This window comes from Streptomyces sp. NPDC029122 (genome assembly GCF_055569445.1).
This window is the reverse complement of the sequence record NZ_JBVHWK010000009.1, coordinates 130,586-151,333: the sequence shown is the minus strand read 5'-3', so window position 1 is coordinate 151,333 and position 20,748 is coordinate 130,586. Positions and strand designations below refer to the sequence as shown.

At 72.0% G+C, this 20,748-nt stretch carries 22 protein-coding genes; 13 read left to right on the top strand and 9 right to left on the bottom strand.

Going from position 1 to position 20,748, the window contains the following annotated elements; translation table 11 throughout:
* Nucleotides 1–111: 111 nt before the first annotated feature.
* The 5 genes from ACZ4WZ_RS13910 (at nt 112) to ACZ4WZ_RS13890 (ending at nt 6,368) form a co-directional block, all read left to right on the top strand.
* Nucleotides 112–1,059 carry an LLM class F420-dependent oxidoreductase gene (locus ACZ4WZ_RS13910; protein WP_467889397.1) on the top strand — a complete coding sequence of 316 codons (948 nt, stop codon included), beginning with the start codon at nt 112–114 and terminating at the stop codon, nt 1,057–1,059.
* 15 nt (nt 1,060–1,074) lie between these two features.
* Nucleotides 1,075–1,872, top strand: a complete 798-nt coding sequence (locus ACZ4WZ_RS13905) for an SDR family NAD(P)-dependent oxidoreductase (protein ID WP_467889394.1) — start codon at nt 1,075–1,077, stop codon at nt 1,870–1,872.
* A 120-nt stretch (nt 1,873–1,992) separates the two neighbouring features.
* Complete coding sequence (locus ACZ4WZ_RS13900) at nt 1,993–3,126, top strand: LLM class flavin-dependent oxidoreductase (protein WP_467889594.1); 1,134 nt, start codon at nt 1,993–1,995, stop codon at nt 3,124–3,126.
* A gap of 51 nt (nt 3,127–3,177) precedes the next feature.
* Nucleotides 3,178–4,914: an N-acyl-D-amino-acid deacylase family protein gene (locus ACZ4WZ_RS13895; protein WP_467889392.1), complete on the top strand. Its 1,737-nt coding sequence runs from the start codon at nt 3,178–3,180 to the stop codon at nt 4,912–4,914.
* Nucleotides 4,911–6,368, top strand: a complete 1,458-nt coding sequence (locus tag ACZ4WZ_RS13890; RefSeq protein ID WP_467889389.1) for an aldehyde dehydrogenase family protein — start codon at nt 4,911–4,913, stop codon at nt 6,366–6,368. The genes ACZ4WZ_RS13895 and ACZ4WZ_RS13890 overlap by 4 nt, the downstream gene beginning before the upstream one ends.
* A 66-nt stretch (nt 6,369–6,434) precedes the next feature.
* On the opposite strand, the gene ACZ4WZ_RS13885 is transcribed toward ACZ4WZ_RS13890, so the two are convergent.
* Both ACZ4WZ_RS13885 and ACZ4WZ_RS13880 read right to left on the bottom strand, forming a co-directional pair.
* A complete protein-coding gene (locus tag ACZ4WZ_RS13885) occupies nt 6,435–6,881 on the bottom strand; it encodes an LppU/SCO3897 family protein (RefSeq protein WP_467889386.1) in 447 nt (148 codons plus the stop codon).
* A 212-nt stretch (nt 6,882–7,093) separates the two neighbouring features.
* On the bottom strand, nt 7,094–8,971 hold the full coding sequence (locus ACZ4WZ_RS13880) for a hypothetical protein (RefSeq protein ID WP_467889383.1): 1,878 nt from the start codon (nt 8,969–8,971) through the stop codon (nt 7,094–7,096).
* 354 nt (nt 8,972–9,325) lie between these two features.
* Between ACZ4WZ_RS13880 and ACZ4WZ_RS13875 the strand changes: the two genes are divergently transcribed.
* Both ACZ4WZ_RS13875 and ACZ4WZ_RS13870 read left to right on the top strand, forming a co-directional pair.
* On the top strand, nt 9,326–10,891 hold the full coding sequence (locus ACZ4WZ_RS13875) for an APC family permease (RefSeq protein ID WP_467889381.1): 1,566 nt from the start codon (nt 9,326–9,328) through the stop codon (nt 10,889–10,891).
* Nucleotides 10,892–11,053: 162 nt separating this feature from the next.
* A complete protein-coding gene (locus ACZ4WZ_RS13870; RefSeq protein WP_467889379.1) occupies nt 11,054–11,350 on the top strand; it encodes a hypothetical protein in 297 nt (98 codons plus the stop codon).
* A 13-nt stretch (nt 11,351–11,363) separates the two neighbouring features.
* Here ACZ4WZ_RS13870 and ACZ4WZ_RS13865 read toward each other — a convergent pair whose 3' ends face one another.
* Both ACZ4WZ_RS13865 and ACZ4WZ_RS13860 read right to left on the bottom strand, forming a co-directional pair.
* The gene (locus ACZ4WZ_RS13865) at nt 11,364–11,813 is read right to left on the bottom strand and encodes a nitroreductase/quinone reductase family protein (RefSeq protein WP_467889377.1); all 450 of its coding nucleotides are present in this window, start codon (nt 11,811–11,813) and stop codon (nt 11,364–11,366) included.
* Nucleotides 11,810–12,484, bottom strand: coding sequence for an NAD(P)-dependent oxidoreductase (locus tag ACZ4WZ_RS13860; RefSeq protein ID WP_467889375.1), 675 nt, complete (start codon nt 12,482–12,484; stop codon nt 11,810–11,812). Before ACZ4WZ_RS13860 ends, ACZ4WZ_RS13865 begins: the two co-directional genes overlap by 4 nt.
* 59 nt (nt 12,485–12,543) lie before the next feature.
* Here ACZ4WZ_RS13860 and ACZ4WZ_RS13855 point away from each other — a divergent pair, with 59 nt between their 5' ends.
* Together ACZ4WZ_RS13855 and ACZ4WZ_RS13850 are read left to right on the top strand one after the other, a co-directional pair.
* Nucleotides 12,544–12,945 carry a winged helix-turn-helix transcriptional regulator gene (locus tag ACZ4WZ_RS13855; RefSeq protein ID WP_467889372.1) on the top strand — a complete coding sequence of 134 codons (402 nt, stop codon included), beginning with the start codon at nt 12,544–12,546 and terminating at the stop codon, nt 12,943–12,945.
* Nucleotides 12,946–14,226: 1,281 nt separating this feature from the next.
* The gene (locus ACZ4WZ_RS13850; protein ID WP_467889369.1) at nt 14,227–14,718 is read left to right on the top strand and encodes a GNAT family N-acetyltransferase; all 492 of its coding nucleotides are present in this window, start codon (nt 14,227–14,229) and stop codon (nt 14,716–14,718) included.
* A 10-nt stretch (nt 14,719–14,728) separates the two neighbouring features.
* Here the strand turns inward: ACZ4WZ_RS13850 and ACZ4WZ_RS13845 are convergent, their stop codons facing one another.
* The 3 genes from ACZ4WZ_RS13845 to ACZ4WZ_RS13835 all read right to left on the bottom strand — a co-directional run bounded on the left by ACZ4WZ_RS13845 (nt 14,729) and on the right by ACZ4WZ_RS13835 (nt 16,652).
* Complete coding sequence (locus ACZ4WZ_RS13845) at nt 14,729–15,100, bottom strand: VOC family protein (RefSeq protein ID WP_467889366.1); 372 nt, start codon at nt 15,098–15,100, stop codon at nt 14,729–14,731.
* Nucleotides 15,101–15,145: 45 nt separating this feature from the next.
* Entirely contained in the window at nt 15,146–15,790 is a 645-nt protein-coding gene (locus ACZ4WZ_RS13840) for a dihydrofolate reductase family protein (RefSeq protein ID WP_467889363.1), read from the bottom strand.
* Nucleotides 15,791–15,929: 139 nt separating this feature from the next.
* Nucleotides 15,930–16,652, bottom strand: a complete 723-nt coding sequence (locus ACZ4WZ_RS13835) for a MarR family transcriptional regulator (RefSeq protein WP_467889360.1) — start codon at nt 16,650–16,652, stop codon at nt 15,930–15,932.
* A gap of 236 nt (nt 16,653–16,888) precedes the next feature.
* On the opposite strand from ACZ4WZ_RS13835, the gene ACZ4WZ_RS13830 reads away from it, so the two are divergent.
* The 3 genes from ACZ4WZ_RS13830 to ACZ4WZ_RS13820 are packed head-to-tail and all read left to right on the top strand — an operon-like array spanning nt 16,889 to nt 19,077.
* Nucleotides 16,889–17,557, top strand: coding sequence for a DUF4097 family beta strand repeat-containing protein (locus tag ACZ4WZ_RS13830; RefSeq protein WP_467889359.1), 669 nt, complete (start codon nt 16,889–16,891; stop codon nt 17,555–17,557).
* A 48-nt stretch (nt 17,558–17,605) separates the two neighbouring features.
* Nucleotides 17,606–18,688: a serine hydrolase domain-containing protein gene (locus tag ACZ4WZ_RS13825; RefSeq protein ID WP_467889357.1), complete on the top strand. Its 1,083-nt coding sequence runs from the start codon at nt 17,606–17,608 to the stop codon at nt 18,686–18,688.
* Between the two features lie 53 nt (nt 18,689–18,741).
* Complete coding sequence (locus ACZ4WZ_RS13820) at nt 18,742–19,077, top strand: hypothetical protein (protein WP_467889355.1); 336 nt, start codon at nt 18,742–18,744, stop codon at nt 19,075–19,077.
* On the opposite strand, the gene ACZ4WZ_RS13815 is transcribed toward ACZ4WZ_RS13820, so the two are convergent.
* Both ACZ4WZ_RS13815 and ACZ4WZ_RS13810 read right to left on the bottom strand, forming a co-directional pair.
* Nucleotides 19,074–19,316, bottom strand: a complete 243-nt coding sequence (locus tag ACZ4WZ_RS13815; protein WP_467889354.1) for a DUF397 domain-containing protein — start codon at nt 19,314–19,316, stop codon at nt 19,074–19,076. The genes ACZ4WZ_RS13820 and ACZ4WZ_RS13815 overlap by 4 nt on opposite strands.
* Nucleotides 19,313–20,176, bottom strand: a complete 864-nt coding sequence (locus tag ACZ4WZ_RS13810; protein ID WP_467889592.1) for a helix-turn-helix domain-containing protein — start codon at nt 20,174–20,176, stop codon at nt 19,313–19,315. Before ACZ4WZ_RS13810 ends, ACZ4WZ_RS13815 begins: the two co-directional genes overlap by 4 nt.
* Before the next feature lie 104 nt (nt 20,177–20,280).
* Here ACZ4WZ_RS13810 and ACZ4WZ_RS13805 point away from each other — a divergent pair, with 104 nt between their 5' ends.
* Nucleotides 20,281–20,715, top strand: coding sequence for an ATP-binding protein (locus ACZ4WZ_RS13805; protein ID WP_467889352.1), 435 nt, complete (start codon nt 20,281–20,283; stop codon nt 20,713–20,715).
* Nucleotides 20,716–20,748: the final 33 nt, after the last annotated feature.

Genomic DNA, 20,748 nt, shown 5'->3' with positions numbered 1-20,748 from the left:
GCCCGCCCGCGCCCGAAGCCGCACACCCCTTGCCTGACGGGCCGTCAGCTACGACGATGGCCCGGCACCGCACGACGAATCGGCGGCACACGAAGGCGAGGCGGGCCCGGCATGGCACGCGTGTTTCCGGAAGGCCGGCTGGCGTACGGGATGCAGCTCCCGGTCCAGTCGCAGAGCACCCTCTACGCCGAGCCCTGGGAGGCCTCGGCCGGCGCGGCCGACCTCGCCGAGGTGGCCCGCGCCGCCGACCGGGCGGGCTTCGGGTACGTGGCCACCTGCGACCACGTGGCCGTTCCGCGTCGCCTCGCCGGCCCCATGGGCACCGTCTGGTACGACCCGGTGGCCACCCTCGCCTTCCTCGCGGGGATCACCCGGCGGGTGCGGCTGCTGAGCCACGTCGCGATCGTCGGCCTGCGCCACCCCCTGGTCACCGCCAAGCAGTACGCCACCCTCGACCACCTCTCCGGGGGCCGGCTGGTCCTCGGGGTGGGGGCCGGGCACGTGCAGGAGGAGTTCGAGGTGCTCGGCGTCGGCTTCGAGCGCCGGGGGGCGCTCCTCGACGAGAGCCTGGACGCCCTGCGCGCGGCGCTGGGCCCCGAGGAGTACCCGGAGTTCGAGGGGGAGCGGTTCTCCTTCCGCGACCTCGGGCAGCTGCCCCGGCCCGCACAGGCGCGGATCCCCGTCTGGGTCGGCGGCTCCTCGCCCGCCGCCGTCCGGCGGGCCGCCGTGCGCGGCGACGGCTGGCTCCCGCAGGGGGACCCGCGCGAGCGGATCCCGGGGCAGGTCGCCCGGATCCGCGAGCTGCGGGAGGCGGCCGGGGCCGAGGGGCCCTTCGAGGTCGGCGCGATCACCGAGCCGCTGTACGTGGGCGAGCCGGGCTGGGACACCGGCCGCCGGACCCTGACCGGCAAGGCGGAGGCGCTCGCGGAGTCCCTCCGGGAGTACCGGGCGCTGGGCGCGGACCAGGTCCAGGTCCGCTTCCGCAGCCGTGACCGCGCCGAACTCGTGGACCAGATCGCCGCTTTCGGGGCCCAGGTGGCCCCGCTCCTCAACGACTAGCGACCAGGGGGACCCATGGGCAAGCTGGACGGGCGCGTCGTCGTCATCACCGGTGCGGCGCGCGGCCAGGGGGAGCAGGAGGCCCGTCTCTTCGCCGCCGAGGGCGCGCGGGTGCTGCTGGGCGACGTGCTGGACGAGCGGGGTGCCGCCGTCGCCGAGGAGATCGCCGCGGAGGCGGGCGGCGACCGGGTGCGGTACGTACGGCTGGACGTGAGCCGGGAGGAGGACTGGGCGGCCGCCGTGGCCGTGGCGAAGGACGCCTTCGGCCGGGTGGACGGGCTGGTGAACAACGCGGGCATCCTGCGGTTCAACGAGCTGACCTCGACCCCGCTGGAGGAGTTCCGCCAGGTGGTCGAGGTCAACCAGATCGGGGCCTTCCTCGGCATCAGGGCGCTCGCCCCGGAGATCGCGGCGGCCGGCGGCGGGACCATCGTCAACACCTCCTCCTACACCGGCCTGACGGGCATGGCGTACGTGGGCGCGTACGCGGCGACCAAGGCCGCGGTCCTCGGTCTGACGCGGGTGGCCGCGCTGGAGCTGGCCGCGAAGAACATCCGGGTCAACGCCATGTGCCCGGGCGCGGTGGACACCCCGATGGCGAACCCGGGGCTGCTGGACCCGGCCGGGACGACGGACGAGGCCAGGGAGGCGATGGCCGGGCTGTACGAGCGGGTGGTCCCGCTGGGCCGGGTGGGGCGGCCGGAGGAGATCGCGAAGCTGGCCCTCTTCCTGACCGGCGAGGACTCCTCCTACATCACTGGCCAGCCGTTCGTGGTGGACGGCGGCTGGACGGCCGGGGTGAGCGTCCTCTGAGGTGGTCTGACGGCATGTCAGATCGAAGGTTACGGCTCTCTTGACGGTCGCGCCCCGGCGGTGGAACAGTCGGACCATCAAATCTGACGAGACGTCAGAAACCTAAGGACGGTGACCCCCTTGGAATTCGGGCTCTTCGTGCAGGGATACGTGCCTGAGGCGCGGTCCAAGGTCGACCCCGAGGCGGAGCACAAGGCGCTGCTCGAGGAGACCCAGTACGTCATCCAGGCCGACAAGTCCGGCTTCAAGTACGCCTGGGCCTCGGAACACCACTTCCTGGAGGAGTACTCCCACCTCTCCGCCAACGAGGTCTTCCTCGGCTACCTCGCCGCCGCCACCGAACGCATCCACCTCGGCTCCGGCATCTTCAACCCGCTCGCCCCGGTCAACCACCCGGTGAAGGTGGCCGAGAAGGTCACCATGCTCGACCACCTCTCCAAGGGCCGCTTCGAGTTCGGCACCGGCCGCGGCGCGGGCAGCCACGAGATCCTCGGCTTCCTGCCCGGCATCACGGACATGAACCACACCAAGGAGATCTGGGAGGAGACCATCGCGGAGTTCCCCAAGATGTTCCTCCAGGAGGAGTACGAGGGCTTCCAGGGCAAGCACTGGTCACTGCCGCCGCGCAAGATACTCCCCAAGCCGTACGGCAAGGCCCACCCGGCCATGTGGTACGCCGCCGGCTCCCCCTCCTCGTACGCGATGGCGGCGAAGAAGGGCCTCGGGGTGCTGGGCTTCAGCGTCCAGAAGGTCTCCGACATGGAGTGGGTCCTGGAGCAGTACAAGACGGCGATCCAGGAGGCGAAGGCGATCGGGGCCTTCGTGAACGACAACGTGATGGTCACCTCGACCGCGATCTGCGCCGAAACGCACGACAAGGCGGTGGAGATCGCGGTCAACGCGAACATGAACCGCTTCCAGTCGCTGGTCTTCCGCTACCACGACACCTTCCCGCGGCCGGAAGCGATCCCGCAGTGGCCCGAGACCCTGCCGGCGTACAACGCGGAGATCATCGAGCTGCTCATCGCGGAGGAGCTGCTGATCTGCGGCGACCCGTCGGAGGTGCGGGCCCAGTGCGAGCGCTGGGAGCGGGCGGGCGCGGACCAGCTGTCCTTCGGACTGCCGACGGGGGTCTCGTACGAGGACACGATGACGACGATCAAGCTGATCGGCGAACACGTCATCCCGCACATCGACACCGACCCCGTCCACCGCACGACCCGCTTCCGCGAGTCCGCCCCCCCGATTTCCTGACGGACCCGCCCGGCGGGACAGGGAGCACGTCACACCAGGAGGGGAACCGTCATGCTCGACCACCTCATCCGCGGAGCGACCGTCGTCGACGGCACCGGCGCCCCCGCGTACACCGCGGACGTCGGCATCCAGGGCGGCCGGATCGCCCTCATCGCGGCACCCGGCACCGCGGCGCAGGCCCGTACCACCGAGGACGCCACCGGCCTCGTCCTCACGCCCGGCTTCATCGACCCGCACACCCACTACGACGCCCAGCTCTTCTGGGACCCCTACGCCACCCCCTCCATGAACCACGGCGTCACCACCGTCGCCGGCGGCAACTGCGGTTTCACCCTCGCCCCCCTCAACCCCGCCCGCCCCGAGGACGCCGACTACACCCGCCGCATGATGAGCAAGGTCGAGGGCATGGCCCTCGCGGCCCTCGAGGAGGGCGTCGACTGGACCTGGTCCACCTTCGGCGAATACCTCGACGCCCTCGAAGGCCGCATCGCCGTCAACGTCGGCTTCATGGTCGGCCACTGCGCCCTGCGCCGCCACGTCATGGGCGAGGACGCCGTCGGCGGACAGCCCACCCCCGAGCAGCTGCGGCAGATGACCGACCTCCTCCACGAGGCCATGGCCGCCGGCGCCTGGGGGCTGTCCACCACCCAGTCCTCCACCCACTCCGACGGCGCCGGCGCCCCCGTGGCCTCCCGGCACGCGGAACCCGCGGAGCTCCTCGCACTCTCCCGCGCCGTCGGCGAACACGAGGGCACCCAGCTCGAGGCCATCGTCGCCGGCTGCCTCGACCAGTTCTCCGACGAAGAGATCGACCTCTTCGTCGCCATGAGCGCCGCCGCCGGGCGGCCCCTCAACTGGAACGTCCTCACCATCGACGCCGCCGTCCCCGAACGCGTACCGCGCCAGCTGGTCCCCAGCGAGCGCGCCCGCAGGTCCGGCGGCAGGATCGTCGCGCTGACCATGCCGATCCTCACCCCCATGAACATGTCCCTCGGCACGTTCTGCGCCCTCAACCTCATCCCCGGCTGGGGAGAGGTCCTCGCACGGCCCGTCCCCGAGCGGATCACGGAGCTGCGCGACCCCGCCGTCCGCGCCGCGATGCTGCGCCGCGCCGACAGCAAGGAGGCGGGCGTCTTCCGGCGCCTGGCCGACTTCGGCCGCTACGTCATCGGTGACACGTACAGCAAGGAGAACGCGGGCCTGTCCGGACGGGTCGTCGGCGACATCGCCGCCGAGCGCGGACAGGACCCCTTCCAGTGCCTCGTCGAGATCTGCGCCAACGACGACCTGCGCACCGTCCTGTGGCCCATGCCCACCGACAACGACCCCGCCAGCTGGGCCCTGCGCGCCGAGACCTGGCAGCACGAGGACGTCATGCTCGGCGGCTCGGACGCCGGCGCGCACCTGGACCGCATGTGCGGGGCCCCGTACACGACCCGCTTCCTCGGCGACTGCCTGCGCGGCCGCAGGCTGGTGCCGCTGGAGCAGGCGGTACGGATGCTCACCGACGACCCGGCCCGGCTGTTCGGGCTGCGCGGACGCGGCCGGATCGCCGAGGGCTTCCACGCGGACCTGGTCCTCTTCGACCCCGAGCGGATCGACGCGGGCCCGGCGACCCTCGTCCACGACCTGCCCGGGGACAGCCCGCGGCTGGACGCGCGGGCCGTCGGCGTGGTCTCCGTACGCGTCAACGGCGTGGAGACCATCCGCGACGACCGGGTGACGGGCGCGGTCCCCGGGACCGTGCTCCGGTCCGGCCGCGACACGAGGACGGTGAGCACCCGATGACGCGCCTCTACATCGGCGGCGAGTGGGTCGAGCCCGACGGCGGCCACTACGAGGTGGTCGACCCGGCCGACGAGTCCGTGGTGGGCCTGGCCCCCGAGGCCTCGCGCGCCCAGGTCGAGGAGGCGGCCCGCGCCGCCGCCGGGGCCTTCGGCACGTGGTCCCGTACGCCCCCCGAGGAGCGCGCGGCGGTCCTCGACCGCGCGGCGGACGTCATGCGGCGCGAGTTCGAACCGTGGGCGGCCCTGGCGCGGGCGGAGACGGGCGCCCCGACGGGCATCGCACGCGGGATGCAGGTCGGCGTCGGGGTGTCCCGCTTCCGGCGCTACGCCAAGGGCGCCCTGGAACCGGTGGAGAGGGGACTGCCGCCCCAGGTCACCGAGGCGGGACCGATGGGCGCGGCGAGCGTGCTGGGCGCGCTGGAGGTGCGCCAGCCGGTCGGGGTGGTCACCTGCATCACCTCGTACAACAACCCGTGGGCGAACGCGGCGGGCAAGGTCGCCCCGGCCCTGGCCATGGGCAACACGGTGGTGGTCAAGCCGGCGCCGCAGGACCCGCTGTCGGTTTTCAGGATGGCCGAGGCGCTGCACGAGGCGGGGGCCCCGGCGGGGGTGGTGAACGTGGTCTCGGGGACCTCGGTGGAGGTCGGCGAGGCGGCGGTGGACTCCCCGTACGTGGACATGGTGTCCTTCACCGGCTCCACGGCCGTCGGACAGCGCATCGCCGAGGTCTGCGGGCGGTCCATGAAGCGGCAGCTGATGGAGCTGGGCGGCAAGGGCGCGGCGATCGTCCTCCAGGACGCCGACCTCGACGCGGCGGTGCGGGGGATCGGCACCACCTTCTCCTTCTACAGCGGCCAGATCTGTACCGCGCCCACCCGGGTGATCGTCCACCGCTCGGTGTACGAGCCGCTGGTGGAGAAGCTGCGCGGCTACCTGGCGTTCATGAAGGTCGGTGCCCCCGGCGAGCGGGACACGGTCGTCGGCCCGGTGATCTCGGCGGCGCACCGCGACCGCGTGGAGTCGTACGTGGAACTGGGCCGCAAGGAGGGCGCGCGGATCGCGTACGGCGGGGAACGCCCGGTGGTCGGCGACGGCCGCGGCTTCTACGTTGCGCCGACGCTGCTGGTCGACTGCACCAGCGACATGCGGGTGGTGCGGGAGGAGATCTTCGGGCCGGTCGTGGTGGTCGTCCCGTTCGACGGGGACGATGAGGAGGCGGTCCGGCTGGCGAACGACAGCGACTTCGGTCTGCTGAGCTACGTGTGGTCCGCGGACGTCGCCCGCGCCTTCCGGGTGGCGCGCCGGCTTCGTTCCGGCGGGGTCGGGGTCAACACGGTCGGCCGCAACATGGAGGCCCCGTTCGGCGGGTTCAAACGGTCGGGGGTCGGGCGGGACGTGGGCTCGTACGCGCTGCACGCGTACAGCGAGGTGCAGTCGCTGGTCTGGACGGCCTGAGCCGGCCGGTCCCCGGGCCCCCGCGGCTCCGGGGGCCGGCCGCGCCGGTGAACCCGGGCCGGTGGGTCAGAGCTTGGTGAAGCACATGGTGTAGTCGAACCCGCGGGACTCCGTGTGCTGGATGCCGTAGTCGAACTTCGGCCCGCACTTCATGCCCTGGCCGGGCAGGATCTCGCCGGTCTTGTACTCGGCCTCCGGCGAACCGCAGTCGACGATCGTCGGAACCGGATTGCCCTTCGGGTCCTGCACCTTGACGCAGTCACCTACCTGCGGCTCGTGAGTCTTGTCCTCCTTGTGCCGGGCGGCGGCCTCGGCCTCCTTCTTCGCCTGGCCGCCGTTGGGGTTGGTGTTGTAGTCGTACACCCAGTAGCCGACACCACCGACTATCGCCAGGAAGATGACCATGGTGAGGAGCAGCTGGAACACGTTCCCCTGCCGCGGCCGGTTCGGGCCCCCGGGCGCCGGCTGCTGGGGCTGCCCGTAGGGCTGCTGGTAGGACGGCGGCGTGGACATGGTGACCCCCATGGATCGGATGCGGCAAGGGAAGGGTCGCAGCGGCGACGTTCGCAGGCTACAGTCCGGTGACCTGCGGCCCGACCAGCCGTCTTGGCCCAACTGCGGTGTGCGGACACAGCGGTTGGCCGACGCCCGGTGCGCGGGAAGACGTGGGCGGCGACGTCCGGAGCGGTCCAAGTGCCCGGACGCCGGCGCCGGATGCGTGAGGGCTACTCGCGCCGCGGCCAGGTGTAGCCGAGGGACTCGGCCAGCTCCCGGTCCCCGCCCGTCAGCCGGGCGTACGTCGTGGGGTCCGTGCTCTCCAGCCGCCGCACCGCCGCTTCGGCCCGGGCCGTGGCCGGGCGGCCGTCGTCGGGCAGCCGCCATTCGAAGAACAGGCCGGGGCCGTTCCCCTCTCCCTCTCCCGGTGGGGCCGGGGCGGCCGGGGCGGGCCTGTGGAGGAAGGTCACCTCCACGGTGTCCGGGTCGCGCCATCCGGTGGCGGCCCGCATCCACCGGATGCCCCAGCGGGCCGTCAGCTCGGGCCGTTCCCGCAGGGCCGCCGTGATCCGCCGGGCGGTGCAGCGGGCCGGCCAGGACCAGGAGTGGTCCGCCCGGGCCCGCCGGACCTCCGCTTCGTAGGCGGCGGCGTCGAAGCGCAGCTCGGGCGGGGGCGGTCCGGCCGCCCCGCGCCAGCCGTCCCAGACGACCTCGTCGCCGTCGCGGCGGACCGTCACGTACAGGGCGCCGCAGCACCCCTCGGTGCAGTCCGCCTCGGCGAGCCGCACCTCGCGCGGCTCGGGCCCGGCGCACAGGGCGCCGCTGTCGAGCAGGTACTCGGGCGGGTGGGCCGGGCCCTTGCCGAAGAGGGCCGGTACGAGGGGCCGGCCGTCGACGAGGATCCGCGTCTCGACGGCGGGGGATTCGGCGGGGTCCTCCACCACCACCTCTATGCGGAGGGGTGAGGGGGACGCGGGGGCGCGGAACGGGCGCAGGCGGTTGCGGCGGAGCCAGTCGGCGCGGCGGGGGTCCTCCTCCCCGGAGGGCGGGGCGGCCGCCCGCAGGTGCCGTTCGAGGAGGGCGAGCTGTGCTTCCCGTTCCCCGGCCGGCCAGTCGAGCAGTGCGCCCGGGCCGCTGTGCAGGTCGAGGGCGAGGGACAGCAGGAGGGCCTGGTGGCCGAGGTCCGGGGCGGGCCGGTCCGCCCGGGCGATCACCGCGCGGTACGCCTCCACCGCCGGGCCGTAGTCGAGGACCTCGGCCCGGGCGTCGCGCTGGCCGGCCATGGCGTGCAGCAGCCGCCCGGCGGCCGTGACCAGCCCGGTGTCGTCGGGGCGGGCGCGCAGGAGCTCGTCGAGCCGGGCGGCCTCGGCGATCCGCCGGGCCTGCCAGCGGACCGCCGCGTGCCGCTCCGGGCAGGTGGCGAGGGCGACGAGCTCGTCCCGTACGGATGTGCCGCCGGGCCCGGCCGGTCCGGCGGGTGCGCCCCCGTCGCGGCGGGCTTCGTGGGCCGCGACCGCCTGGATGAACGGGGTGAACCCCTCGTCGCGGCTGCGGCCGGCCAGTGACAGCAGGGCGGCCGCCTGCCGGTCGAGGGGGTCGAGTGCGGCCGCGGCCGGTGACCGCAGACCGGCCAGCAGTCCGAGGGCCTTGAGGCAGGGCACGTCCTCGGGTTCTCCGAGGCGGATCAGCAGTGCCAGGCCGACGCCGACGGCGGCCGGGCTGGTTCCGGTGCGGGTCAGCCGCCGGGCGGTGTGCCGGGCGGCCGTCTCGTCGGTCAGCGGCAGCCGGGTGACGACCGCGCGGACGGTGCGGTCCGGCAGCCGGAGCCGGGCGACCGCGAGGTGGACGGCTTCGGCGGCCCGCACCGGGTCCGGGTCGGCGAGCGGCGCGGCGAGGACGGCGGTGACTTCCTCCCGGGCCTGGTTCCAGCGGAGCCGGGGGCGGGAGGAGGGTGAGGGCGGCGGGCCGTCGGGGCCGTGGGCCGGGACGGGGAGGGCGTAGCCGCGGCGGGGGAAGCCGCCGTCGGGTTCGATGCCCTGGCGGAACAGGGCGTAGTCGTACAGGGAGGGTCCGGGAGGGAGCGGCGTCCGCTCGTCGCGGGCGCTCAACGGGCGGGGTGGGACTCGATTCCGTAGGTCATGCCGACAGCCTGCCAGCCGTGGTCACGGGCCGTCCAACGGATTTCACCGCACGCAGTCGTTCGGGGGTCTGCGGGGTGTTCCGGAGGGGCCGAAAATTGGCACGGGAAAGTTTTGAAACGGACATTACGGGTACTCCTGCGGTTTCCGCATTCTGAAAGTCGCGTCTCGGTGCCTCTTGAATCGCGGATGGGCGTGCGAGGGAGCCTTGTATTGCGAGTTCGTGAACGGGATCGATCTTGTCAATCCAAGGGATTTAGGCCTGTGGATTACCGGACTTAAGTCTTCCGGATGAGGAAACCGCAGCATCTAACGTCCTGACCCATGACACAGCTCGACACGCGGCCTCAGGTCGGAGACACGGTAAGCGGCGTCGCCGAGGGCGGCGCCGGAGTTCGCGGCAAGGGCCTCGGCAAGGGCTCCGTCGGCCTGGTGGGAAGCGCCGTCATCGGCATCTCCACCGTCGCCCCCGTCTACTGCCTGACCTCCACCCTCGGCTCCACCGCCGGCGAGGTCGGCGTCCAGATGCCGGCGGTCTTCCTGGCCGGCTTCCTCCCCATGCTCCTGGTGGCCTTCGCCTACCGCGAACTCAACAAGGCCATGCCGGACTGCGGCACCTCGTTCACCTGGACCGTCAAGGCCTTCGGCCCCCGGATCGGCTGGATGTGCGGATGGGGCCTGGTGATCGCCACGATCATCGTGCTCTCCAACCTCGCGGGCGTCGCCACCTCCTACTTCTGGCTGCTGGCCGGCGAGATCACCGGGAACCCGTCGATCGCCGCCCTGGACGACAACAAGCTCGTCCACATCGCCACCTGCCTGACGCTGATCGCCGTCGCGACCGCCATCAGCTACCGCGGCATGACCGCCACCAAGGGCGTCCAGTACGCCCTGGTCGGCCTCCAGCTCGCCGTACTGGTGATCTTCGTGGCGATGGCCCTCCAGAAGGCCTCCGCCGGCACCTTCGACACCGGCCTGGACTTCTCCTGGCAGTGGATGAACCCCTTCGCGGTCGAGTCCATGGCGGCCTTCACCGCCGGACTCTCCCTCTCGATCTTCATGTACTGGGGCTGGGACGCCTGCCTGGCCACCAACGAGGAGACCACCGGCTCCGCCAGGACCCCCGGCCGCGCCTCCCTCATCGCGATGGTCGTCCTGGTCGGCTCCTACCTGGCCACCGGCATCGCCGCCCAGATGGCCGTCGGCTCCGGCGCCGAGGGACTCGGCCTCGCCAACGAGGAGACCTCCGGCAACGTCTTCGCCGCCCTCGCCGGCCCGGTCATGGGCCCCGCGCTCGGCATCCTGCTCTTCGTCGCGGTGCTCGCCTCCGCCGCCGCCTCGCTGCAGACCACCTTCATCCCGGTGGCGCGCACCGTCCTGGCCATGTCCGCGTACGAAGCCCTGCCGCCCTCGTACGCCAAGGTCCACCCGAAGTTCAAGACCCCGGGCCGCGCCACCGTCATGGCGGGCATCGCGACCGGCGCCTTCTACACGGTGATGACCCTGGTCAGCGAGAACGTCCTCACCGACACGATCTTCGCGCTCGGCCTGATGATCTGCTTCTACTACTCCCTGACCGCCTTCGCCTGCGCCTGGTACTTCCGCGGCGACCTGCGCCGCTCCGCGCGGGACCTGTTCTTCAAGGGCGTCTTCCCGGTCCTGGGCGGCCTGCTCCTCGCCGCGGTCTTCTGCAAGACCCTGGTGGACGCGTGGGACCCCGCGTACGGCTCCGGGTCCGACGTGCTCGGTGTCGGCAGCGTCTTCGTCATCGGCGTCGGCCTGCTGGCCCTCGGCCTGGTCATCATGCTCATCACCGGGCGCCGCAGCCCGGCCTTCTTCCGCGGCGAGGTGCTGACGAAGTCCACGCCGGCCCTGGTGGTGCCGGACTGACCTCCGGCTCTCCTTCCCCGCTGTGTCATCGCCGTCGGCCCCGGATCGATCCCCCGATCCGGGGCCGACGGCGTACCCGGGGCCGGGTCATCCGATGCGCGGAACGGGCGGGGCCGGCGGTGACCCGGGGTGCCGGGTGTCGTTGGGCGGGGCATGAAGGCAATGAAGCGCACCCTTTCCGTCCTGGCCCTCACCGGCGGGGCCGCACTCGCACTCACCCCCCTCACCGCGCACGCCGCCGACGGGGCCGACGGGGCCACCCTCGGAGGACAGCCGCCCCTCAAGCGCGTCGTCGACATCGTCGACCACCCCGGCCAGGCCGTGACGGACGCCAAGACCGCCATCGCCGTGACCGGCGCCGCCGCCGACAGCGCGACGAAGTCCACCAACAGCTCCCTCGCGGGAGCCGGCGACGCCCTGGACGCGGGTGTTCCGGACGCGCCGAAGGTGAAGGGGTAGCCGGGCGGCTCCCTCAGCCGGCGGGGGTGACCAGCACCAGCGGGATCTCCCGCGTCGTGGCGTCGCGGTAGGCCGCGTACGAGGGCATCGCGGCCACCACCGACGGCCACAGCCGCTCCGCCTCCGCCGGGCTCGCGCGACGGGCGAACGCCGGGAAGGTGTCGGCGCCTACCTGGAGGGTGACGGCCGGGTCGGCCGACAGGTTCAGATACCAGGCGGGGTGGCGGTCGCCGCCCGCGTTCGACGCCGTCAGGACGTACGCGTCCCCGTCGCGCACGTACACCAGCGCCGTCCGCCGCAGCAGGCCCGAGCGGCGCCCCCGTGTGGTCAGCAGCAGGTCCGGGATCCCGGGACGGGGGCGGCCGGCGGTCTCCTCGAAGCGCCGGATGTGCTCGGCCACCCAGGGGTTCGGGCTGTCGGTCACCCCGGCGGCCGCGCTTCCCGTCTGCGACTCCCGGCTCATGCCGCCGCCCGCGCGACACCCGCGTGGACCGCCCGCAGGGTCGGGGCCGTCGCCTCGTCCAGGACCGCTGCTGCGAAGTCCGCCGGTGTGATCCGGCTGTCCGCCTCAGCGGGGGCGTACGCGTAGCCGCCCCGCGGGGTGCCGTCGTGGTCGAAGTCCCCGGCCGGGGACAGCACGGCCCAGTCCAGGGCCTCCGGCGCGGCGGCCCGCAGCGCCTCGGTGCCGGCACCGTGGCCGACGTAGAACTCCCGCCACTCCTGCGGGTACCCGGGGGTGTCCATCAGCGGGGTCCCGTCCGCCGTCGGCAGTACGGAGGCCAGCCCGACGGACACCAGGCGCCGCACCCCCGCCTGCGCGAGGCCCTCCGCCATCGCCCGCGCCACGGCCGGGAAGAAGTCCCCGGGCGCCGCCTGGGCGTCGTACACCGATACCACCGCCGCGTCGTGCCCCGCGGCGAGCCGCGCCACGTCCGCCGCCGAGGTCACCTCCCCGTCGGCCCGTCCCACGGCCGTCACCTCGACCCCGCGCGCCCGCGCCACGGCGACCACGGCCCGGCCGACGCGCCCCGCTGCGCCGAACACGATAAGGCGGGTGGGGGTGGGGGTGGGGGCGGAGCCGAGGGTGGAGTCGGGGGTGAAGGGCTCGTTGCTGTGCCGGTGCTCGTTCGTCATGCCGGTGAGCGTACGGACGGGGGTGGTTACCGATCGGATACCGGCCTACGGTGGTGATCATGACGCAGCCGCCCCTGAACCCCGAGATGTTCGACCCCGTCTGCCCCTCGACGCTGGTGCCGATCCGCGTCGGCGACAAGTGGGCCGCGCTGATCCTGCGCTGCCTGGAGGGCGGTCCACGCCGCTTCTCGGAGCTCAAGGTGCCCCTGCGGGGGATCACCGCCAAGTCCCTGACGCAGTCCCTGCGCGGGCTGGAGCGCGACGGCTTCGTCGTACGGGAGGAGCCCGGCGGCTACGCCCTCACCCCGCTCGGCCGTGGCCTGCTGGGACCGCTGGACGCGGCGTGCGAGTGGACGCGGGAGCACTGGGACGAACTCATCGACGCCCGGGAGACCGGCCTGGCGTCCCAGGCGTCCCGGGCGTCCCGGGCGTCCCGGGCGGCGCGGGCGGCGCGGACCTAGGGGGCGGGGGGGCGGGGTTTCGGCGGGGCGGTGTCAGGGCTGGTTTGGGGGTTTCCCGTCAGTCCCATCGTCCTTCCGGTTCGTGCCGGCCCGTCAAGGGCGCTCCTTCGTCGCGTCACTGCGTGATCGCCTTCGGCGACCCTTGACAGCCCGTCCCGCCCCGGAAAGACAAGGACTGCCGGGAACCCCCCAAAAGAACGGCCACGGGGCAGGAATGGAGGGGCGGGTCCCTCAGCGATGAGACGGGGGACCGGGCCACGCCCTGCCGGGCATCCGGGCCCCGGAGACCCTGAACGGTCCACCCCCGCGCACCAGATCGCCACGCGCTCCTCTCGGCTTAGCGTCTGCTGGCCGTCCGGGGCTGATGCCCGCACCACATGACGATCAGAGCCCGTCCGGCACGGGTGGGCGCGTCAGATCGCTACGCGCTTCCGCCCGGGAGGCGTCTGCGGCCCGCTTGTGGTCATGTGGTCCGTCGGTGAGGTTCGCCATCCCTTCTGCCCATATTTGGTAGGCGTGGGGGAGGCCTGAACGGCCCCTGTCGGAGTCTGCCGTTGAAGAAGGCACCCTCAGACTCCGACAGACGGCCGATAGGACTGCGAGAGGCCCGCGAGATCTCCGGACGGCCCGTTTCACCCCCTCGAAGCACCCCCCAAGCTCCCGCCCCGACACCTCTCAGCCCCAGACGGCCATCAGCCGCCGAGAAACGAGGAGCACGTAGCGACCTGACGCGCCCACCGCTCCCGAACGCGGCTCTGATCGTCATGTGGTCGGGTATCAGCCCCAGACGGCCATCAGCCGCCGAGAAACGAGGAGCACGTAGCGATCTGCCGCGCCCACCCGTCCCGGATGGGGCTCTGATCGTCATTTCGTGCGGGTATCAGCCCCGGACGGCTGGCAGACGCTAAGCCGGGAGGAGTGCGTAGCGATCTGATGCGGGGGTGGACCGCTGGGGGGCTCTGGGGCCCGGATGCCCGGCGGACCGACGCCCGGCCGCTCGTCTCGTCCCTGAGACGCCCGTCCCTCGGGCTTCTGCCCCGTGACCGTTCTTTTGGGGGGTTCCCGGCAGTCCTTGTCTTTCCGGGGCGGGACGGTCGGTCAAGGGTCGCCGAAGGCGATCACGCAGTGACGCGACGACGGAGCGCCCTTGACGGGCCGGCACGAACCGGAAGGACGATGGGACTGACGGGAAACCCCCAAACCGGCTGTGAGACGGCCCAGCAGCACCCCCGTCCCCAGCACACCGCCCCGCCCGGCACCCAGACCCCGCATACTCGGTCCGTGATCATCCCCGAGACCCTCCGCACCGCCCGGCTGGACCTGCTGCCGCTGCGGGTCGAGCACGCCGGCGAGATGGCCCGTGTGCTCTTCGATCCCGCCCTGCACACCTTCATCGGCGGCGCGCCGGAGCCCGTCGGGGCGCTGCGGGCGCGTTACGAACGCTGGTCCGAGGGTTCGCCGGATCCGGCCGTCTCCTGGTGCAACTGGGTGGTGCGGCTCCGTGAGGAGGGCTGCCTGACCGGTACGGTCCAGGCGACGGTCGGGGGCGGCACCGCCGAGGTCTCCTGGGTGGTGGGAACCCCCTGGCAGGGGCGCGGTATCGCCACCGAGGCGGCCCGGGGGCTCGTGGCGTGGCTCCGGGAACGGGAGGCGGGTACGGTCATCGCCCACGTCCACCCCGGCCACCGGGCCTCCGCCGCCGTCGCCGCCGCGGCCGGCCTCGCGCCCACCGGCCAGCGGCAGGACGGCGAGGCCAGGTGGCAGCTGCCCTAGCCGCGTTCGGTCAGCCCCGTTCGGCGGCGCTGCGTTCCACGCAGAACTCGTTGCCCTCCGGGTCCGCCATGGTCACCCAGCCCGCCCCGTCGGGCTTGCGGTGGTCGCCGACCACGGTGGCGCCCAGGTCCGCCAGCCGTTCCACCTCCTCGTCCCGTGAGCGGTCCTGCGGCTGGAGGTCCAGGTGCACGCGGTTCTTCACCGTCTTGCCCTCGGGCACCCGGATGAACAGCAGCCCCGCACCGGCGCTTTCGACCAGTACCTCGGGGTCGCCGGGGAAGTCGGCGTCGCCGAGCTTGCCGTCGAGCGCGGCGATCCAGAACTGCGCCAGGGCGTAGGGGTCGGAACAGTCGATGGTGACATGTCGTACGAGAGAGGCCATGGCGGCACTATCCGGCCCCCTCCGGCTCCCTGTCCACCGCAAATGTCACCTGCGCCAGAACAGGTGGTGCGTCACCCCGCTCGGGCTGGGGACGACCTCCAGGTGGAAGCGGTCGAGCAGTTCGTCGGGGGACTTCCACAGCCGTGAACCGGATCCCAGCTCCACCGGGGAGACCGCCACGTGCAGGGTGTCGACCAGGTCGACGTCGAGGAACTCGCGGATGGTGGTGGCCCCACCGCCCAGCCGTACGTCCTTGCCCCGCGCCGCCTCCTTCGCCCGTGCGAGGACGGTGGCGGGGTCGGCGTCCACGAAGTGGAACGTCGTGTCGGAGAGCGTGAACGAGGGCCGCGTGTGGTGGGTCATGACGAACACCGGGGTGTGGAAGGGCGGTTCGTCGCCCCACCAGCCCCGCCAGTCGTGGTTCTCCCAGGGCCCCCGCTGCGGGCCGAACTTGTTGCGGCCCATGATCTCGGCGCCGATGTTGTGGGAGAAGTCGCGGGTGAAGTAGTCGTCGAGGCCGCGGCTGCCCCCGGGGTCGGTGCGGTTCGGCCAGCTGGCCGTGGCGCCGGCCCAGGCGAACATGGCCCCCGGGTCGGCGTCGCCGAAGGGCCGTTCGAGGCTCTGGTGCTCACCGGCACCGAATCCGTCCCGCGAGACGTTGAAGTTCTGCACTCTCAGCAGCTGCACCACGGTTCCTCCTCCGTTGTCGACCGTCGACCGTCGACCGTCGACCGTCGACTGTTGACGACGATGGAGACTGCCCCTGTCGGCGGAACTCATCGCCCGCCCGCCGGTCATTCCCTCCACCAGCCCAGGGTCGGCCCGGCCGTCAGGGCGTCGTGCCGGGCTTCGTGTGGAGGACCTCGCGGGCCTGGTCCGCCGCGCGGACGATGCTCTCGGAGACGAAGTCCACGAAGCGGCCGATGTTCTCCAGGCGGGTCGCGGCCGGGGTGTCGCGGCCGAGGACGCCGACGCCCTTGCGCGCGGTCTCGGCGAGGAGGGCCGTGGAGCGGGCGCTGGCCATCATCGACTCGTACCAGACGTCGTCGTCGACGACGTAGCGCTCGCGGCGGCGTTCGTCGCGTTCCCGGCGGATGAGGCCCTGTCCCTCCAGCAGTGCGACCGCCTTCGAGACGGACCCCGGGCTGACCTGGAGCCGCTGGACGAGTTCGGACGCCGTGAGGGTGCCGCTGTCGGCGGTGTACAGGGAGACCAGGACGCGGGCCGTCATCTTGGGCAGGCCCGACTGCATCAGGACGGTCGTGAACATCTCCTCGTACGCGCGGACCGCCTCCGGGTCGCGTCCGTGGGGCAGTGCGGGGGCTTGCGAGTCCCGGGGCACGGCCTGCTTGCGGCGGTGGGTGCGGTGTTCGGTGGCGCGCTGGGCGAGGTCGGCGCGGTAGCCGGTGGGGCCGCCGTTGCGCATCACCTCGCGGGTGACGGTCGAGGTGGGGCGGTCGAGACGTCTGGCGATCTCGGCGTAGGCGAGGCCGTCGGCCACCCCCAGCGCGATCTGCTGGCGTTCCTGCGGGGTGAGCCTGCCTCCCGGCATCGCGGTCTCCTTCGTCGTTCCCGTTGCTCCTGACGGCCCCAGCGTAGCGTTCAGTTCTGGTCTGTTGCAACGAAGGCGGGGCCTTCGTTGCATTGAATTCAGGAGCGATGCAACGATATTGCGGCTCTGACCTGCATTGATGATGATCTTACGCAACGAATCTGTTGCCTGGATGGTGAACGACCCGTAGCGTTCAGGTCATCGGAAACAACGAACCGAACCGAAGGAAAAAGACCATGCAGAAGTTCCAGACCCCCGCCGCGATCGCCACCGTCCTCGACGTCCCGGCCGGGAACATCCGCTTCATCGCCGCCGACCGCGCCGACACCACGGTCGAGGTCCGGCCCGCGGACGCCTCCAAGGGCCGCGACGTGAAGGCCGCCGAGGAGACCGCCGTCGAGTTCCGGGACGGCGTCCTGCGGATCAGCGCGCCGCGGAAGAACCAGGTGTTCGGTGCCTCCGGCTCCGTCGAGGTCACCGTCCAGCTCCCGGCCGGGTCCAGTGTCGAGGCGAAGACGGCCAGCGCCGAGTTCCGCGGCGTCGGCCGCCTTGGTGATGTGTCGCTGGAGAGCGCGCACGGCACCGTCAAGCTCGACGAGACCGCCGAGGTCCACCTCACCCTCGCCGCCGGTGACGTCGCCATCGGCCGACTGGGCGGCTCCGCCGACATCCGCACCCAGAAGGGCGACCTGACCATCGCCGAGGCCACCGGCGGCACCGTCACCCTGCGCACCGAGCACGGTGACATCAGCGTCGGCGCCGCCCGCGGCGTCTCCGCCTCCCTCGACGCCGGCACCTCCTACGGCCGCATCAGCAACGCCCTCAACAACACCGAAGGCGTCCGCGCCGCCCTCACCATCCGGGCCACCACCTCCTACGGCGACATCACCGCCCTCAGCGCCTGAACACCCCCGCCCCGCCCCGCCGCCACCCATACCGAGGAGCACACCGCCATGTCCGTCACGTCGAACGAACGTCCGGAACTCCAGAAGGCCATCGAGGAGATCGCCGCGTCCGGCAGCTGGGCCGGGGTGCAGGTCCGCGTGAACGACCCGCGCGGCGAATGGACCGGCGCCGCCGGGATACGCGAGCTCGGCAAGACCGACGCGCCGCGGACCGACGGCCACTTCCGGATCGGCAGCAACACCAAGACCTTCACCGCGGTCCTCGTCCTCCAGCTGGTCGCCGACGGCCGGATCGCCCTGGACGCCCCCGCCGACGACCACCTCCCCGGGTACGGGCTGGACCGGCGGATCACCGTCCGGATGCTGCTCCAGCACACCAGCGGCCTCTTCAACTTCACCGGTGAGTACTACGAGGACGGCACCACCGCTCCCGGCATCGCCTGGGAGGGCCAGGAATGGGTGGACAACCTCCTCCACACCCACCGGCCCGAGGACCTCGTCCGCTTCGCCCTCTCGAAGCCCGCCCGCTTCGAGCCCGGAACGGACTGGAGCTACTCCAACACCAACTACGTCCTCCTCCGGCTCCTGGTCGAGAAGGTCGCCGGCCGCCCCTTCGCCGAGGAGATGCGGGCGCGGATCCTGACCCCGCTCGGCCTGACGGGCACCGTCGTCCCCGACGCCTCCCCGGAGATCCCCGAGCCGCACGCCCACGGCTACTACACCTACCAGGACGGCGGCGACTGGAAGACCGTTGACGTCACCCGCGCCAATCCCTCCTGGATCTCCGCCGCCGGCGACATGATCTCCACGACCCGGGACCTGCACACCTTCTTCTCCGCCCTGATGGGCGGCGAGCTCCTGCCCGCCCCGCTGCTCGCCGAGATGCGCAGCCCGCACACCAAGTTCGCCTACGGCCTCGGCCTGATCGTCCAGGAGACCGACCACGGCACGATCTACACGCACAACGGCGGCTTCTGGGGCTGGGGCGCCCTGATGTACAGCTCGCCCGACGGCCGCACGACCCTCACCGCCTCGCTCACCACCGGCGACGCCCGGCTCGACCTCGCGAAGACGGCGGAGGCCTTCGGCAAGGTCCAGCAGGCCCTGCTCGACGCGGTCTTCGGCGCCTGAGCACCGGTAAAAGCAGGTGCGGCCGCCCGTGGGCGCCGCCTAGCTTGAGCCGGGTGAGCAGCGACTATCCCTTCGCCGACGGGTACAACCTCGTCTGGGATCTGACCGGATTCGGCACGGACGAAGAGATAGTCGAGTCCGTGACCCTCTCCCGGGACCAGTTCCTGAAGATCAGGCACCTCTTCGCGCTGGGCGACGACCCCTGGATGGTGGCCGGCGAGTACCGTGTGGCGCCGAGCGTCTGGGCGCACGTACGCGACGCCGTGCCGGGTGTCCGGTTCCAGCGCGACTGCGACTACTTCCTCGGCGCCCGTCAGGCCCTGCCTGACGGGCGCTTCTGGCGTCCGGCCCCGGGCGTGGCGGCGCCGGGACCGATCCCGCCGCCCTAGGCGGTGACCCCGCCGAGGAACGCGGTCCAGGTGGCGGGGCTGACCGCCAGCTCCGGGCTCGCGGCGAGCTTCGAGTCCCGGACGTGGACGGTGTCGGCGCAGGCGGCGACCTCGACGCAGTTGTCACCGTCGCCGCTGCTGTGCGTCGACTTGTGCCAGGAGAGAGCGACTTCGACGCAGCTGTCGCCCTGGCTACCGCTGTAGCTGCTCTTGAACCACCGGAGCTGGGAGCTGTTCACAGGGATCCTCGCAATCGCATCAACAGGCCCGCACTGTCCGTGGGATTGAGAGCCTGGATGCGAAGTTTTGCATACCGCTGGTGGAGGAGGCTGATGTCTTTCGGGTCGGAAATGACCCGACCGGTTTGCTGTCCCTCGCTGTAGCCCCACCACTCGTTCTCCTGAGATTCGAGGAGTTGGAAGGGGCCGTCGGTCCCCGAGTGTTTCGGGGCGACCGTCGGCATGAGCTGGACGTCGACATTGGGCAGTTGGGCGCACTCGAGTATGCGGTCGATCAGCTCCCGTGTAACTGCTGGCCCTCCTGTCTGCCGCTCGATCACCGTCTGCTCGATGATGAAGCTGAGGGAGGTGTACGGGGTACGCGTGAGCAGCTTCTGGCGCTCCAGGCGCCGAGCTATCCGGTCCTCCGCCTCCTGGGCTGTGGGCATGGGCGGCACGTCCTGGATCAGAGTTCGCGCGTAGGCCTCCGTTTGGAGCAGCCCCGGCACCACCCTGCACTCGTACGTATTGAGCGCGACCGCCGTCTCCTCCAGTTCGGCCCACCGCCTGAACCACGAGGCCAGCCCGCGCCTCCGTGCCAACTGCTTCGCCGCGATCTGGATGACCCCGAAGGCGTCCAGCACCTCATCCGCCTTGTTGACGAACTTCGTGGACGGATGTCGGCGGCCTTGGTCGACGGACGCCACGTACTGCACCGAGTAGCCGACCAGCGGCGCGAACTGCTCCTGAGTCAGGTCGGCGCGCTTGCGGAACGCCTTGAGCGTTTCGCCGAAGTTCCGTAGATCGGCATCTGGTTCCACCTGGTTGTCACCGTCGCCGCCCTCGCCAGCTGTCATCACGGTCACCTCCCGACTCATCATGCTCACGGTCGGTGACTGTCTCTGTCCAGAGCGTGGACTGCTACAGCTGAAGAGTAGTAGTCGCCTTGCTTGGAACTCCCCTGCCCACACGGGACGTTCTCCCCATGACCGCACTCTCCGGCCACCCCCAGGCCGTCGTACGCATGTTCACTCAGCGTTTCAGCTGCACCCCTCGAGGCGCACGCCTCGCCCGGCAGCTCGCCCTCGTCTCGCTGCACGACTGGGGCGTCCCCGAAGGGACGGCGCTCTCCGCCGACGCCGGGCTCCTCGTCGCGGAGCTCGCCTCCAACGCCGTCACCCACGGCCGCGTCATCGGGCGGGACTTCGAGCTGCGCATGACCCTCCTGGAGGGCGTCCTGCGCCTGGAGGTGTCCGACCCCCGGCGGGAGCGGCGCCCCGCCGTGCGGCCGCAGGCGTGCCAGGCGGAGTCGGGGTACGGGCTGCGCATCGTGGACGCCCTCGCGACCGACTGGGGGGTGATGGACCGGATCATCGGCAAGACCGTCTGGGCGGAGCTGGCCCGCCGCCCGGCCCGGTAGGGCCGTTGTCACCGGCGGCGGCTACTTTGCAGC

What these genes read in the sequence shown, in the direction of transcription:
- ACZ4WZ_RS13910 (WP_467889397.1), top strand. Translation starts at nt 112, where the DNA reads ATGGCACGCGTGTTTCCGGAAGGCCGGCTGGCGTACGGGATGCAGCTC.
- ACZ4WZ_RS13905 (WP_467889394.1), top strand. Translation starts at nt 1,075, where the DNA reads ATGGGCAAGCTGGACGGGCGCGTCGTCGTCATCACCGGTGCGGCGCGC.
- ACZ4WZ_RS13895 (WP_467889392.1), top strand. Translation starts at nt 3,178, where the DNA reads ATGCTCGACCACCTCATCCGCGGAGCGACCGTCGTCGACGGCACCGGC.
- ACZ4WZ_RS13890 (WP_467889389.1), top strand. Translation starts at nt 4,911, where the DNA reads ATGACGCGCCTCTACATCGGCGGCGAGTGGGTCGAGCCCGACGGCGGC.
- ACZ4WZ_RS13885 (WP_467889386.1), bottom strand. Translation starts at nt 6,881, where the DNA reads ATGTCCACGCCGCCGTCCTACCAGCAGCCCTACGGGCAGCCCCAGCAG.
- ACZ4WZ_RS13875 (WP_467889381.1), top strand. Translation starts at nt 9,326, where the DNA reads ATGACACAGCTCGACACGCGGCCTCAGGTCGGAGACACGGTAAGCGGC.
- ACZ4WZ_RS13870 (WP_467889379.1), top strand. Translation starts at nt 11,054, where the DNA reads ATGAAGCGCACCCTTTCCGTCCTGGCCCTCACCGGCGGGGCCGCACTC.
- ACZ4WZ_RS13865 (WP_467889377.1), bottom strand. Translation starts at nt 11,813, where the DNA reads ATGAGCCGGGAGTCGCAGACGGGAAGCGCGGCCGCCGGGGTGACCGAC.
- ACZ4WZ_RS13860 (WP_467889375.1), bottom strand. Translation starts at nt 12,484, where the DNA reads ATGACGAACGAGCACCGGCACAGCAACGAGCCCTTCACCCCCGACTCC.
- ACZ4WZ_RS13855 (WP_467889372.1), top strand. Translation starts at nt 12,544, where the DNA reads ATGACGCAGCCGCCCCTGAACCCCGAGATGTTCGACCCCGTCTGCCCC.
- ACZ4WZ_RS13845 (WP_467889366.1), bottom strand. Translation starts at nt 15,100, where the DNA reads ATGGCCTCTCTCGTACGACATGTCACCATCGACTGTTCCGACCCCTAC.
- ACZ4WZ_RS13835 (WP_467889360.1), bottom strand. Translation starts at nt 16,652, where the DNA reads ATGCCGGGAGGCAGGCTCACCCCGCAGGAACGCCAGCAGATCGCGCTG.
- ACZ4WZ_RS13830 (WP_467889359.1), top strand. Translation starts at nt 16,889, where the DNA reads ATGCAGAAGTTCCAGACCCCCGCCGCGATCGCCACCGTCCTCGACGTC.
- ACZ4WZ_RS13825 (WP_467889357.1), top strand. Translation starts at nt 17,606, where the DNA reads ATGTCCGTCACGTCGAACGAACGTCCGGAACTCCAGAAGGCCATCGAG.
- ACZ4WZ_RS13810 (WP_467889592.1), bottom strand. Translation starts at nt 20,176, where the DNA reads ATGATGAGTCGGGAGGTGACCGTGATGACAGCTGGCGAGGGCGGCGAC.
- ACZ4WZ_RS13805 (WP_467889352.1), top strand. Translation starts at nt 20,281, where the DNA reads ATGACCGCACTCTCCGGCCACCCCCAGGCCGTCGTACGCATGTTCACT.